The sequence below is a fragment of the Cellvibrio sp. PSBB006 genome (assembly GCF_002162135.1).
Classification (GTDB): domain Bacteria; phylum Pseudomonadota; class Gammaproteobacteria; order Pseudomonadales; family Cellvibrionaceae; genus Cellvibrio.
The window spans coordinates 2,030,101-2,045,000 of sequence record NZ_CP021382.1; the positions used below are offsets into that span (position 1 = coordinate 2,030,101).

12 protein-coding genes and 2 rRNA genes (1 of these 14 running past the window's edge) are annotated in these 14,900 nt (G+C 48.6%); 3 read left to right on the forward strand and 11 right to left on the reverse strand.

Features of this window, described 5'->3' with window-relative positions:
• Positions 1–35 precede the first annotated feature (35 nt).
• Together CBR65_RS08395 and CBR65_RS08400 are read right to left on the reverse strand one after the other, a co-directional pair.
• On the reverse strand, positions 36–716 hold the full coding sequence (locus CBR65_RS08395) for a flagellar brake protein (protein WP_087466445.1): 681 nt from the start codon (positions 714–716) through the stop codon (positions 36–38).
• Between the two features lie 163 nt (positions 717–879).
• Positions 880–1,566: a cyclic nucleotide-binding domain-containing protein gene (locus CBR65_RS08400; RefSeq protein WP_087466446.1), complete on the reverse strand. Its 687-nt coding sequence runs from the start codon at positions 1,564–1,566 to the stop codon at positions 880–882.
• A 368-nt stretch (positions 1,567–1,934) separates the two neighbouring features.
• Between CBR65_RS08400 and CBR65_RS08405 the strand changes: the two genes are divergently transcribed.
• A complete protein-coding gene (locus tag CBR65_RS08405; protein ID WP_198300911.1) occupies positions 1,935–3,110 on the forward strand; it encodes a TonB family protein in 1,176 nt (391 codons plus the stop codon).
• Positions 3,111–3,160: 50 nt separating this feature from the next.
• Here CBR65_RS08405 and CBR65_RS08410 read toward each other — a convergent pair whose 3' ends face one another.
• The 4 genes from CBR65_RS08410 to CBR65_RS08425 all read right to left on the reverse strand — a co-directional run bounded on the left by CBR65_RS08410 (position 3,161) and on the right by CBR65_RS08425 (position 7,183).
• Positions 3,161–3,721: a hypothetical protein gene (locus CBR65_RS08410; RefSeq protein WP_232461400.1), complete on the reverse strand. Its 561-nt coding sequence runs from the start codon at positions 3,719–3,721 to the stop codon at positions 3,161–3,163.
• A 122-nt stretch (positions 3,722–3,843) separates the two neighbouring features.
• Complete coding sequence (locus CBR65_RS08415; RefSeq protein ID WP_087466449.1) at positions 3,844–4,200, reverse strand: hypothetical protein; 357 nt, start codon at positions 4,198–4,200, stop codon at positions 3,844–3,846.
• Between the two features lie 2 nt (positions 4,201–4,202).
• On the reverse strand, positions 4,203–5,780 hold the full coding sequence (gene prfC / locus CBR65_RS08420) for a peptide chain release factor 3 (protein WP_369825652.1): 1,578 nt from the start codon (positions 5,778–5,780) through the stop codon (positions 4,203–4,205).
• 38 nt (positions 5,781–5,818) lie between these two features.
• Positions 5,819–7,183 (reverse strand): MATE family efflux transporter, encoded by a 1,365-nt coding sequence (locus CBR65_RS08425; RefSeq protein WP_087466451.1) that lies wholly within the window; start codon positions 7,181–7,183, stop codon positions 5,819–5,821.
• Positions 7,184–7,406: 223 nt separating this feature from the next.
• Between CBR65_RS08425 and CBR65_RS08430 the strand changes: the two genes are divergently transcribed.
• Both CBR65_RS08430 and CBR65_RS08435 read left to right on the forward strand, forming a co-directional pair.
• Complete coding sequence (locus CBR65_RS08430) at positions 7,407–8,684, forward strand: ATP-binding protein (protein ID WP_087466452.1); 1,278 nt, start codon at positions 7,407–7,409, stop codon at positions 8,682–8,684.
• A 4-nt stretch (positions 8,685–8,688) separates the two neighbouring features.
• On the forward strand, positions 8,689–9,231 hold the full coding sequence (locus CBR65_RS08435; protein WP_198300912.1) for a response regulator transcription factor: 543 nt from the start codon (positions 8,689–8,691) through the stop codon (positions 9,229–9,231).
• A 2-nt stretch (positions 9,232–9,233) separates the two neighbouring features.
• Here CBR65_RS08435 and rimI read toward each other — a convergent pair whose 3' ends face one another.
• The 5 genes from rimI to CBR65_RS08460 form a co-directional block, all read right to left on the reverse strand.
• Complete coding sequence (gene rimI / locus CBR65_RS08440) at positions 9,234–9,710, reverse strand: ribosomal protein S18-alanine N-acetyltransferase (RefSeq protein WP_087466453.1); 477 nt, start codon at positions 9,708–9,710, stop codon at positions 9,234–9,236.
• 3 nt (positions 9,711–9,713) lie between these two features.
• Positions 9,714–10,487 carry a hypothetical protein gene (locus tag CBR65_RS08445; protein ID WP_157672014.1) on the reverse strand — a complete coding sequence of 258 codons (774 nt, stop codon included), beginning with the start codon at positions 10,485–10,487 and terminating at the stop codon, positions 9,714–9,716.
• Positions 10,488–10,494: 7 nt separating this feature from the next.
• Positions 10,495–12,042, reverse strand: a complete 1,548-nt coding sequence (locus CBR65_RS08450; RefSeq protein ID WP_087466455.1) for a 2-isopropylmalate synthase — start codon at positions 12,040–12,042, stop codon at positions 10,495–10,497.
• A 246-nt stretch (positions 12,043–12,288) separates the two neighbouring features.
• Positions 12,289–12,404: ribosomal RNA gene (gene rrf, locus CBR65_RS08455) — 5S ribosomal RNA — on the reverse strand.
• A 151-nt stretch (positions 12,405–12,555) separates the two neighbouring features.
• Positions 12,556–14,900, reverse strand: a 23S ribosomal RNA gene (locus CBR65_RS08460) (it continues 541 nt past the right edge of the window).

Sequence of the window (14,900 nt, forward strand, 5' to 3'; positions counted from 1 at the left end):
ACAGTGGGATAGCCGATGAAATGTTCGCTTTCCGATTATGTGGGGGTCAATTGCTGATCATCTACAATTTGACCAAAAACATAGGCGCACAACAATAAACGTCTCTCCTCATCCTCTTCTGTAAACTCCACGCCGTAAACAGCAGGCAAGTTTTTGTCAGTTTCTTGCGTGCTTCGCTCCAGCCTTGATCGAATAATCGCCTCGACGATCAAATCGCGCTCCATATTGAGGACAGTGACTCTTGCACTGACACGTATCTTGTCACCAATTTCGCCGATCGGCTCTGGTAACTCCATGCGCGCCCCAGAAATACTGATGTCTGCAATCACTCCGCTCACCATCTCTTCATTGATGGCACTAAGATTTTTTACCTGAATGGGTAAGTCTACATTGACCCTTGTTGCCCCGCGGATTCCCTTGAAACTCACTTGCTCAGGATAGCTCACATGCAATATCGGATAAGGTTCCGCTGTTTGCGCTTCTACAATACTGGCAAAAATACCTATTCCGTTATCAACCATCATCCGGACGACCATCTTTTGCCCGGCTCGGAAACGCAAAAGCTTACCGGATGCGCGTGGGACCGATAATAAAATACTTCGCCCCGGCATACAGCCAATGAGACGGCAAGAAAATCGCTCCGGCTGACCCGCACTGTTATTCAGTTGCAGCTGCAAGGGGTAGCCGTACGTCAGTTTCAGGTCTTCAAATTTCATGGGTAATGTAAACCTGCAATAGCAATTGTGTATTGCACTATGATACTCAATGTTATTAATGATGACAGTTTAGCAGCCCCTCAGGCTCAATGTGTAAGGATGTAACAGGTTGCTATAGAAAGTATCAAGAAGGGAGGTATCGGAACTCAACAGCTAACGATGATTATTCATTCAATGGAGAACGGGAAGCCGCTCCGGTCGAGGGAGAGTCCATCGGAGCGCCGAACTCTGTATTCCATTCCAGCAACAATAACGCCAAAGCCTTCGCCTGCTCATGGAGTGACGCCAACTCTTCCCGAGTATCTTTTGTGCCCGCATATAGCCGGACCTGACGATGGCGATTAGCCAACTCATGCTGTAGATGCTGCGCTCTGTAGACTTCCAATTTCCAGCGCAAGTTGTGCACTGTGTTGCGGTAGTAAATCAATTTGGTCTGGAGGGTAATGGGGCGATTAGAAGAAAGATCATCAAAAATACTGCAATCCATGGCAAACACCATGGATTGGCGGCTTGCTTCATCAGCGATCACTGTCGCAGTGCGCGGCTGCCCCACCAGGCGTGCGAGATCACCAAATACCTCGCCTGGGGTCACATAATTCACTAACTCACCGCGCCCCATATCATCAACGTAAACGGCAAGCCGACCCTTTAATAAAAAATAAAGCCAATCATCTGCGTCACCACGTTTTAATACAATGTCCCCGGGGATATAAGAAATAATGCGCGAAGACTGAAGTAACAATTCATATTGCCAGGAATCCTGTTGCTTAACTGCTTTAAAAAAAGAGATTCCGGATAACAGCTGTTCAAGCGTGTCTCTGGGAAACTTGTGCAGCGGTTTTATTTCCATGTCCTATCCTGTACAAACACCAAGTCATAACACTTATATATGATTCTCAACCAAGCAAAGCCAGCGGTATCCAAACTGGACTTTGATACATATTAGTACATTACGGGAATAGATGATTAACCGAAAGCGAATTATCTGAATGGACAAACAGCGGTGTCAGCTCTTTGATATTGCCCTGCTTGCAGTCGCGCTATTTTTCTGTAAAGTAGTATTTCCCGCCTTGAACTGGCGGCCAAATTTCAATTAGATCCACTTTCTGTACTATACTTTTATACCTGACATACTGCGGAAGAGCTTATAAGTGAATGTATGCTCCTCCTTTATTTTCGTCGGTTTATTTCATAAAAAATAATCAGAGATGTAACCCTATGCGTCTAAAACCAAGAATACCTGACTATTTATCTGCGCTTTTAATTCTATTCTGCTCATATGCCCAGGCAGAGCCCTTACTTAACGGGCTGGCACTGCACCAGGAGTTAGGTAACGAGCAATTTATTGGCGCACTCTATTCGGAGACCTTAACGGACGATGCGGATACGCTGATTAACAGCAATTCAGCCATGAGAATGGAACTCAAGATTGTAAACCCGGGTGGAATGATGATTCGCCGTTTCAGTCGTATGTGGATTGAAGGCATGGCGATTAATAACACCAACAGCGTACTGACGGCCCAAGCGGATAACATGGTGGAATTTGACGGACTGTTCAAGGGCCGGCTGGAAGCCAATGACCATATAGTATTTGCCCAGACCCCAGGTCAGGGGCTCGCCGTCTCGGTCAATAATGTGCAACTGGGGCGCATCGCCGACGACCAGTTTTTCCCTATGCTGCTGCGTACCTGGATTGGCCGGGTTCCCTTATCCTCAACTTACCGTGAAGAATTATTAAAAGTCGGCGATGTGAATGCAGATTTACGCAGCCGATATGAGCGCATTCAGCCTTCTGCCGCCCGTGTAGCTGCAGTTACCGCCTGGACTCAGCCAGAAGAGCCTGAACCAGCACCGGCTCAGGTAGCAGTGGCTAAGCCCGCGCCGAAACCGCAACCGGCGACACCAACAGCAACTCCGGCTATCGAAGCACCGAAAGTGGAATTGCCCAAATTGGCTGAAGAGACACCCAAGCCTGAACCGGAGAAACCTGCTGTTGCGGCAAGACCGGAGCCAAAAGAGCAGCCAAGACCAGTCGCAGCCCCCCCTTCACGTGAGGAAGAGGAAGAAGACAACGAACCAGCACTTACGGCTCAATCGCTTTTGGCTCGTCAGTTCTATGTGTCAGATTTATTAAAGAAAATTCGTACCAATGTGAAATATCCTCGTCGTGCTTTGGATCGAGGTCATGAAGGTGGTGTGCGGATTTCTATTGCCATTGATCGGCAAGGCAACATCAAGAGCATGTCATGGTTGGAAGAAACACGTCACGACACGCTCAATAAAGAAGCCTGGGAAGCCATTCAGCGCTCATCACCCTTCCCTGCTGTGCCCGATGCCATCCCCGGCTCAGGTTTCGAGTTCTCTGCCCCCATTACTTTCGCATTACCCAAATAAACGGCAGTACCGAGATAAAAAAACCACCGCAAGGTGGTTTTTTTATGTTCTCAAGAAAGTTTGCTGAGTCGCTGCTCGATCACTTTTTGGATACTTTTTCGCTCCAATTCTGAATGCTCTATCAAACGATCAAGATGAATGGCGTGCAGATGCAAACACGGAGTCGAAGCATCCAGCTCTCGCAAGTCACCTTTCATTAATACCGGCAAAAATGGTTTATTAGCTGGCAACTGTTGCCTGACCACACGCAGCCCCATCTGCAAGGGAACATTTTTGAACTTGCTTTGACCACCACGGAATGGAATCGAGAGAAACAGGGCAGGTTTGCCCTCATGGATTCCGGGAATAATATTCAACCCTGTGGCGGTCACTGATTCCGCCGGAATACCATTAAAAGTATCATGAGGAGCATAGGGATTTGGCAAGATGACCAATTTGCGGTCTTCTTCTTTAGGGAAAAAAATATTGTAATTGGTGTACAGCTGTTCAACCGACCCTGAAAAAACACACAGCCGATTTTCAAAACCCATAACAAAATCAATAGCCCGTTGGCGCTGCTTAAAGGCTTCCAGATCCCATACAAGGTCTTTATTGTCGTTCGCGATACTCACATGCATCCCCTGTAGATATAAATTAGCGGGGCTACATCAACCAACGCCCTTTCGCCGAAGTGTGATGTGGCGTTTAGCCACATCGATCAACACACGAAAATCTACCTCAAACACATTGCGTATCAACGCGCGTCCTTTTCTTTCGACGCTTTTTCCATTTCTTTCAGGTTTTGCAAGAGTTCGCGTAACTCTTCAAGCCCCTGCTGGGAAAATAATAATCCACTACGGCTGGGCCCGATATATTCACGCTCTTCGATATCCATACAGCGCTCGCGAATCTCATCCAGTTCGGGATTGTGACGCAAAGGTACTGCTGCGAAAACACGCCAGTCATTTTCACTGGCCTGGCCATTCAATACCAACTCTAGCAGAGCAATGACATTATGCCGTTGGATACGATAGCGGGGTGTGCGAACCCACATCAAGACCACCAGTATTACGATAAAGATCAGTATCGTCAGTACCAGTGTCGCAAACATGATTAATGCTCTCGCGTTGCGCGGAAGCGGACATCCGGGTGACGCTCTTCCGTCAATGACAAGTTGACTCTTGTAGGAGCCAGATAAGTCAAATGGCCACCGCCATCCAATGCCAGGTTATCGGCACATTTACGCTTGAATTCTTCCAGTTTTTTAGCGTCAGCACAATCAACCCAACGCGCGGTCGTGACGTTGACCTGCTCGTACATAGCCTCCACTTTGTATTCGTCTTTCAAGCGGTAGGCCACCACTTCAAACTGCAATACACCGACCGCACCAACCACAATATCGTTATTGTTTAGCGGGAAGAACACCTGCGTTGAACCTTCTTCGGACAACTGTTGCAACCCTTTTTGTAGTTGCTTGGCTTTGAGTGGATCTTTTAAACGAATGCGGCGAAACAATTCTGGAGCAAAGTGAGGAATGCCCGTGAATTTCAATTCTTCACCTTCGGTGAAGGTATCACCAATCTGGATAGTGCCGTGATTATGCAGACCGATGATGTCCCCAGCCAGCGCCTCGTCTACCGCACTGCGGTCACCAGCCATAAAAGTCACTGCATCGGCAATCCTGATATCTTTTGCCAGGCGGACATGACGCATCTTCATACCCTGACGGTAAACACCAGAGCAGACACGCATAAATGCGATGCGGTCGCGATGCTTGGGGTCCATATTTGCCTGAATCTTAAAGATAAACCCACTGAATTTCTCTTCACCGGCTTCTACCGTTCGCTCTTTTGCGGCGCGGCTGCGCGGTGTGGGAGCCCACTCGACAAATCCATCCAGCATTTCACGTACACCAAAGTTCCCCAAAGCCGTCCCAAAAAACACTGGCGTCATCCGTCCGGCAAGATATTCATTGATATCAAACTGATTCGTTGCTCCACGAACAAACTCAATTTCCTCGCGAATATCGCTGGCGTAGCTGCCCAATATTTTGGTGGCTTCTGCGCTATCCAGACCTTTGATTTGAACATCTTCCGGAATGGTGTGGCCTTTACCTTGCTGATAGACGTGAATAGTGTCGGTATAAAAATTATAAACGCCGACGAAGTCCTTTCCTGATCCAAGAGGCCAGTTTATGGGTGCGGAGGTAATTTTCAATACGCGTTCAATTTCATCCAACAAGTCCACCGGGTCGCGGCTCTCACGATCCATCTTGTTAATGAATGACAGAATCGGCGTGTCACGTAGACGACAAACCTCCATCAATTTAATCGTGCGATCCTCTACCCCCTTGGCACCGTCAATCATCATTAAGACAGAGTCGACTGCGGTCAGGGTTCGGTAGGTATCTTCAGAAAAGTCTTCGTGGCCGGGGGTATCTAATAAATTGACGACCCGCCCCTTGTAAGGAAATTGCATGACGGATGAAGTGACTGAAATTCCCCGCTCTTGCTCCATGGTCATCCAGTCAGATTTTGCGTGGGGTCCGCGTTTACCTTTAACCGAGCCGGCCAATTGAATGGCATTTCCCCATAACAATAATTTTTCTGTAATGGTGGTTTTACCGGCATCCGGGTGGGAAATAATGGCAAAAGTGCGGCGTTTGGCCAGCTCGCTGGTTAATTCAGTCATAAATATACTATCGCAGGAAATTAAAAAAACGGGCGCGATTATAGCGTAGTTCGCCCTTCACTTTGGGTGCGCTGGATATATCCTTTCAACCAGCTCCAGGCCCAGAATCCCATAATCAGGTTAGCGGCTGCCGTTGCAATAAAAATACCTGTCATCTGCCACAACCACTGTCCGAGGAATGCGAGGGGCAAGAAGATATACAGCACTCGCCCCGCCGAAATCAGCATGGCAGGCCAAGGGTGCCCGAGGCCATTAAATGCAGCATTAACGGACATGACCACACCATAGGCCCCGTAACTGAACGGTACTATCGTCAGGTAAAGCACGGTGACTTCAATCACTTCAGCATGATCGCCGAAAACGCCCGCAATCAGGTCGCCACATAGCCACAAGATCACTGCTAACAATACGCCAAAACCCAAACAAAATACGGTCAGAACTCGCTGGGCTTCAATCAGCCGCTCGTACTTTCCAGCACCGAGATTTTGGCCAAAGAACGGACCAATAACGCCCGACAAGGCATAAAAAACAATTAGCGCCAAGGGCTCAACGCGCATGGCTATACCCAGTCCGGCTACTGCATCCGTACCGTACCGGGCCACCATCATGACCACCACCGCACTGGCCAGGGGGACAATGACGTTGGCAACCATGGCAGGAATGCCAACTTGCACAATTACACTCCAGGAGGCACGGAGTTGCAGCCAACCAATGAAAGGATTGATCAACATCCTGACGCGATAGCGCAGAATATAAAGCGCGACCAGTACCATCAACACACGCGTGATAAGGGTAGCGATAGCAGCCCCTTGCAAGCCCAACGCGGGCACGCCGAGTAATCCAAAGATGAATATAGGGTCCAGAACCGCGTTGAGCACCGCGGCGCCGCTCATCAGATAGCCTTGAATATTGCTCATACCCATGGCTCGCAATGCGGCCAAGCTGACCATGGGTACCATTAAACAGGGCGCGCTGAAAAACCAGATTGACATGTAACTGCGAATCAGTGGAATCAGCTCCGGGGTAGCACCCAACGCCAAAAATAATGGCTCCAGTAATATCCAGCCGATCAAGCACATAACAACGGAAACAAGCAGCGTCAGGCTCATCGCATCAGTAGCAAGACGTTGCGCGGTGAGCGCGTCGCCTTCGCCTATTGCTCGTGCTACAGCCGATGAGGTGCCTGCTCCCAAGCCAATGCCAAGGCTGGTCAGCACCATGATGACGGGAAAGGTAAAACTCAGCGCCGCCAGGGGCTCTCTACCCACTTGCGCGATAAAGAAAGTATCTACGGCATTAAGCGACATGGTGGCCATCAAGCCCCACACCATGGGAACGGCCATGTTTTTGAGTTGTTGCGGAACCTGGCCCTCAATCAGGGTAGCTTGTAGCGATTGCGCCATAATTGAGGTAGTGCCTCTAAAATCCAAGGGAACGATGATCAGACGGGCGAAAAAACAGCGGCAAAGTATACACCAGCACGCCCTAGCTTTCAGGCCGGGATCACGATGTGAGGGATTTTGTTGAACAACTGCGGCAAGATGTCGCAGTACAGATAAACGGGTTAAGCGCTGTTTTTCGCTATAATCTGACACAATGCAGACCCAAACTATTCCGTGAAATTCCATGACCGATAAACTTCCGCTAACGCTTGCGGCACCTGCGCAACATCTCCGCCATCTGGTCATGATTCGTTGGCTGTTAGTCATATGTCTATGTGCAACGGCTGCCTTAACATTTACATTCAGCGATTTGGATCTTCCCTACCCGGCGTTCGCCACGATCTTGCTGATTTTTATCGTTATCAATTGGTTAACAGCCTTACGCTTGCATCGTGAAGTTCCGGTCACTGATATTGAATTTTTTATTCAATTGCTGCTTGATGTGCTTTGTCTCAGCGCCTTGTTCTATTTCAGCGGTGGGGCTAACAACCCTTTTATTTCTTATTTCCTTGTGCCGATTTGTATCTCGGCTGCGACGCTTTCGTGGTCTTATACCTGGGTAATTACCTCACTGTGCGTTGCCAGCTACACACTTTTATTATTTTTTCATATTGCCTTGCCTGTGCTATCGCCAGCTCATCATCACGGTAATCACCAGGATATTAATCTTCACATCCTCGGAATGTGGTTGAACTTTTTCATCAGCGCAGCGCTGATAACCTATTTCGTCGTCAAGATGGCTCAGGATCTGCGTCGACAGGATGATTTACTGAATCAAAAACGTGAAGACGATCTACGCGATGAACAATTAATGGCTGTCGCAACACTTGCTGCAGGAACTGCCCATGAGCTGGGTACACCGTTATCCACGATGAAAGTCTTATTGGCAGAATTACGTGATGAATATAGCGATGAGCCGCAGCTATACGATGACTTAAAAGTGCTGTCAGACCAGGTTCAACAATGTTCAATTACCTTGAAAAACCTGGTAGGAAAAGCTGAATATGGCAAAGACGGACAATTTGCAGCGCAATCCCTGCGAAAGTTCTGTGAGGACATCCTTGAGCGATGGCTCGTCATGCGCCCCGATGTTAGCGCCACTCTGGATATCAATCAGGATTCACCGGATGTTGTTTGTTATCTTCACCCGACCATTGCACAATCCATTATTAATTTACTCAACAACGCCGCTGATGCTAATCCAGAAAATATCATCATCAGCATCAGCTGGGATAAAGCTGCTATGCGTTGGAAAATCGAAGATAACGGTCCAGGTATTCCCATGGAAATTGCCAGTCAATTAGGCAAACCCTTTGTCACGACAAAAGGAAAGGGCTTAGGCTTAGGATTATTTTTAACCCATGCCACGATTAATCGCTATGGTGGAGAGGTCTATCTTTACAACCGCTCACCGCAAGGTACCTTGACAGAATTACACCTGCCATTGCAGCACTCGGGATAGAATCATGACAATGCATCAAACAAAAGAAATTTTTCTTCTGGTCGATGATGATCCAACGCTATGCCAGATACTTGGCAGAGCACTTGTGCGGCGCGGACACCAGGCGTTTTCTGCCGGCAATAGTGAAGAAGCATTATTGTTGGTAGATAAATACGTCTTCAGCAAAGCCGTCGTAGATTTAAAGCTAGCGCAAGAATCCGGCCTCATATTGATTCGCGAACTCAAGATACGGCAACCTGATTTGCAGATTGTCATGCTGACGGGGTATTCAAGCATCTCTACCGCCGTAGAGGCCATTAAACTGGGGGCGTTAAATTATTTATGCAAACCCGCAGATACAGAAGATATTCTTGCCGCTTTTGATCTGCAAGCAATTAAACAGTTGGAGATTCCGGCTAATCCCCCGTCAGTCGACAGACTGGAATGGGAGCACATACAAAAAGTGCTGCAGGAAAACGACGGAAATATTTCCGCCACGGCGCGCAGTTTGGGCATGCATCGACGAACGCTACAACGAAAACTGCAAAAACGTCCGGTAAGACAATAAGGTTACAGTTGACAGGCCATCAGCAACGCATCTTCATGTCCATTATTAGTGGGATAATAATTTTTGCGCTGCCCCACTTCAAAAAAGCCCTCGCGTGCATAGAGCTCTATCGCCTTACGATTGGAAACTCGGACTTCAAGGAACATCATATCCGCGTGATCTTTAACATAGCTAACGGCATACTGCAGCAAACAACTTCCAATACCTTTACGCTGATACTTAGGTGCTACAGCGATATTCAATAATTCGGCATCACCACCGCCATACGTTACAACGACGTAACCAGCCAGAACACCGTTGCATTCAGCCAACCAACAGCGCTGCCGCCCATCTAGACAATCTTCAAAACTGGACTGCCGCCATGGATGAGAGTGAACACTGCGTTCCAACAGTAAAACATCAGCCAGGTCTGATTCGACCAGCAAACGCATGTTCAGCAGCAACCCTGATGAGGTATCTAACGTAATAGGCGTAAACATAGATTATGCTGCGGAGCGCCATGATTGTAGCACTTGCCATAAGCTGCGCTTTTGCTCAGGCTTTTGCAGCAACTCGACAAGGCTTGGGGCAATAATTGCTTGGGTGGAAAATTGTGTTAACGCCAAGATATGGAATAACGAAGACTGGTATGAGTTCTCCGATTCCAGAAAATATTGTGCTGCGTTATATCCCATTAACAAAAGCCGCTTGACTGGCCTACGCTCCAACTCAACCTCCAGCCAGACCTGCAAAACACTTCGTGCATCATCAACTGTTCGTGATACGAAGGTGTTATCAATCAGCGGCCAACGCAGGATATCTTCGCTTCCTGAATTGGAAGGAACGCCGTATAAAGCACGAAGGATATTTTGTAATAATAATTCAGTAGGCAAAGCTAGCTGAGCATTGCGAGAATCGATAACCAACAGATCATGTTGAGGCCGCCATATGCTTAATGCAAATGCCGGGATTGTCTTAACGACTGGCGTTGATATTAGACCGACATCATTTTTTTGTTCCGGCTTCGGTGCATCCGTCTTCTTTGGTTGATCCAATTTCAGGTCACGTAACACATCCGCAACCGCCGTTGGCTTATCCACCATGTTGCGTAAATTTGTATCCGTTTGCGGTGATTCTTCCTCGCCAAGTGGAAATACTGTGTCTGAGACAGGCAACGCACATGCGACAGGAACAGGGGCAAGAGCCAAACGCCAACGAGGCATATAGTTCTCTATACCCATCGACGTTAGATATGACTGGCGTTGATATTCATTCATGACGAATTTAAATTCCATCCCGTTGAGGATGCGATTTTTCCGCACGTGAATATAAGAGATTCAATGCATGAAGATAAGCTTTGGCAGAGGCTGTCACTATATCCGTGTCTGCACCTACCCCATTCACTATGATGCCATTTTTCTCCAACCGAACCGTAACATCACCTTGAGAATCAGTCCCTTCTGTAATCGCATTAACTGAATACAATTGTAGATGCGCATTGCTATTAACAATTTTTTCGATCGCTTTGAAGGTGGCATCTACAGGTCCACTACCACTTGCCTCTGCGGCTTGACTCACGCCATTCATCACGACATTCAGTTTCGCATAAGGATTGGTTCCTGTCTTACAAACCACCTCCATGTCACCAAGATGATAGGCCTCATGAAGAGTATGAGGTTGAGCGTCACTCACCAAAGCCTGAAGATCCTCATCGAAAATTTCGTGCTTTTTGTCGGCCAACTCTTTGAAGCGAGTGAAAGCGGCATTAAGCGCTTCACTATCCGCAAAAGTAATACCTAAAGCCTCAAACCTCGCCTTTACAGCTGCCCGCCCCGAGTGCTTACCCAACACCAATTTATTGGTATTCCAGCCTACATCTTCAGCACGCATGATTTCATAGGTTTCCCGATGCTTGAGAATCCCATCCTGATGAATACCGGACTCATGGGCAAATGCGTTTGCACCGACTATCGCCTTATTAGGTTGCACGGGGAAACCAGTAATACTGGAAACCAGTCTGGAAGTCGGGACAATATGGACGGTATCAATAGTTGTCTCAACGGGCATCATATCCTTTCGTGTTTTGACCGCCATCACGATTTCTTCCAGCGCTGCATTACCCGCACGCTCACCTAACCCATTAATAGTACATTCCACCTGGCGTGCACCATGCATCACAGCAGACAGAGAGTTAGCCACAGCCAACCCCAGATCATTGTGACAATGCGTCGAAAAGATTGCTTTGTCCGCATTGGGGATAGCCTCTATCAAACGACGGAAGAGCATGCCATATTCATCCGGTTCGCCATAACCAACCGTATCAGGCAAATTGATTGTTCGGGCACCGGCCGTAATCACGGCCTCGATAATGCGACACATGAACCCAAACTCTGAGCGACTGGCGTCCTCCAGCGAAAACTCCACATCATCAGTAAACTGACGAGCCAATTTAACTGCCGCCACCGCTTGCTCTAACACTTTCGACGGTTCCATCTGCAGCTTATACTGCATATGAATGGGTGAAGTAGCGATAAACGTGTGAATACGCCCCGAATTTGCAGGCTTGATTGCTTCTGCAGCGCGCTCGATATCACCTTTGATGGCTCTCGCTAGACTGCACACTGTTGAATCTTTAACTGCTTCCGCCACAGCTCGCACAGATTCAAAATCCCCGGGACTGGCTATTGCGAAACCAGCCTCAATAACATCGACTCGCAATTTCTCCAACATTCGGGCAATACGCACCTTTTCATCGCGTGTCATAGACGCACCCGGACTCTGTTCTCCGTCACGCAACGTCGTATCAAAAATAACTAATTTGTCTTTATTCATCGTAAATCCCACGCTAACCACGCATTTTTGATTTATCAAATTATAAGGCAGTAAAAAAAGTTAAGATACGATGCTGGGTTAACCCTAGACAAACATTTCAATATATAAAGTCATCAACAATGTTGATGATAGAAAGTTTTAGACGAGACCATTCATTATTGGAAGTACGGAACGAGCAGGAAGGGCAGATTAGTGTAGCAATAAAAAAGCCCCGATTGCATTAGCAACCGGGGCCTGGGTTTAAGAGCTTGACGATGACCTACTCTCACATGGGGAAACCCCACACTACCATCGGCGCTAAGTCGTTTCACTTCTGAGTTCGGTATGGGATCAGGTGGTTCCAACTCGCTATGATCGTCAAGCAAAGCGGTATGAAGGATTCCAGTCTTACCACCAGTCGGTGTGCTGTAGCTCTTCAAATAGGGTGGTGGATGTAAAGTCGTGCTGTTACAGCGAATTGGTATCTCTTAAAAAGCCCGGATCACGCAATCGTTAAACAATCGATTCTGTTATATGGTCAAGCCGCACGAGCAATTAGTATCAGTTAGCTCAACGCCTCGCAGCGCTTCCACACCTGACCTATCAACGTCGTAGTCTTCAACGGCTCTTCAGGGGGCTTAAAGCCCCAGGGAGATCTCATCTTGAAGGAGGCTTCCCGCTTAGATGCTTTCAGCGGTTATCCCGTCCGCACATAGCTACCGGGCAGTGCCGTTGGCACGACAACCCGAACACCAGAGGTGCGTTCATTCCGGTCCTCTCGTACTAGGAACAACTCTTCTCAAATCTCCAACGCCCACGGCAGATAGGGACCGAACTGTCTCACGACGTTCTAAACCCAGCTCGCGTACCACTTTAAATGGCGAACAGCCATACCCTTGGGACCGGCTTCAGCCCCAGGATGTGATGAGCCGACATCGAGGTGCCAAACACCGCCGTCGATGTGAACTCTTGGGCGGTATCAGCCTGTTATCCCCGGAGTACCTTTTATCCGTTGAGCGATGGCCCTTCCATACAGAACCACCGGATCACTATGACCTACTTTCGTACCTGCTCGACGTGTCAGTCTCGCAGTCAAGCTGGCTTGTGCCATTACACTAACCTCCTGATTTCCGACCAGGATTAGCCAACCTTCGTGCTCCTCCGTTACTCTTTGGGAGGAGACCGCCCCAGTCAAACTGCCCACCATACACTGTCCGCAACCCGGATTACGGGTCTACGTTAGAACCTCAAACATACCAGGGTGGTATTTCAAGGACGGCTCCATTGAAACTAGCGTTTCAACTTCAAAGCCTCCCACCTATCCTACACAAGTAGGTTCAAAGTTCAGTGCAAAGCTACAGTAAAGGTTCACGGGGTCTTTCCGTCTAGCCGCGGGAACACGGCATCTTAACCGCGATTTCAATTTCACTGAGTCTCGGGTGGAGACAGCGCCGCCATCATTACGCCATTCGTGCAGGTCGGAACTTACCCGACAAGGAATTTCGCTACCTTAGGACCGTTATAGTTACGGCCGCCGTTTACCGGGGCTTCGATCAAGAGCTTCGCCGAAGCTAACCCCATCAATTAACCTTCCGGCACCGGGCAGGCGTCACACCCTATACGTCCACTTACGTGTTTGCAGAGTGCTGTGTTTTTAATAAACAGTTGCAGCGGCCTGGTATCTTCGACTGCCAGCAGCTTACGGAGCAAGTCCTTCACCGCCAGCAGCGCACCTTCTCCCGAAGTTACGGTGCCATTTTGCCTAGTTCCTTCACCCGAGTTCTCTCAAGCGCCTTGGTATTCTCTACCTGACCACCTGTGTCGGTTTCGAGTACGGTCTCTTTTTACCTGAAGCTTAGAGGCTTTTCTTGGAAGCATGGCATCAACCACTTCGTGTTCCGAGGAACACTCGTCATCAGTTCTCGGCCTTAAGATCCCGGATTTACCTAAGATCTCAGCCTACCACCTTAAACACGGACAACCAACGCCGTGCTGGCCTAGCCTTCTCCGTCCCCCCATCGCAGTAAAAAGAGGTACAGGAATATTAACCTGTTTCCCATCGACTACGGCTTTCGCCCTCGCCTTAGGGGCCGACTAACCCTGTCCCGATTAGCGTTGGACAGGAACCCTTGGTCTTCCGGCGGGGGAGTTTTTCACTCCCCTTATCGTTACTCATGTCAGCATTCGCACTTCTGATACCTCCAGCAAGCTTCTCAACTCACCTTCAACGGCTTACAGAACGCTCCCCTACCATGCAACAAGTTGCATCCGCAGCTTCGGTTACCAGTTTTAGCCCCGTTACATCTTCCGCGCAGGCCGACTCGACTAGTGAGCTATTACGCTTTCTTTAAAGGATGGCTGCTTCTAAGCCAACCTCCTAGCTGTCTAAGCCTTCCCACATCGTTTCCCACTTAACTGGTATTGGGGACCTTAGCTGGCGGTCTGGGTTGTTGCCCTCTTGACAACGGACGTTAGCACCCGCTGTCTGTCTGCCATGATTGCACTCCTCGGTATTCGTAGTTTGCATGGGGTTGGTAAGTCGGGATGACCCCCTAGCCCAAACAGTGCTCTACCCCCGAGGGTGAGACATGACGCGCTACCTAAATAGCTTTCGGGGAGAACCAGCTATCTCCCGGCTTGATTAGCCTTTCACCCCTATCCACACGTCATCCCCGTCTTTTTCAACAGACGTGGGTTCGGTCCTCCAGTAAGTGTTACCTCACCTTCAACCTGCACATGGATAGATCGCCGGGTTTCGGGTCTATTGCCAGCGACTGAACGCCCTATTAAGACTCGCTTTCGCTACGGCTCCCCTATTCGGTTAACCTTGCCACTGACAATAAGTCGCTGACCCATTATACAAAAGGTACGCAGTCACA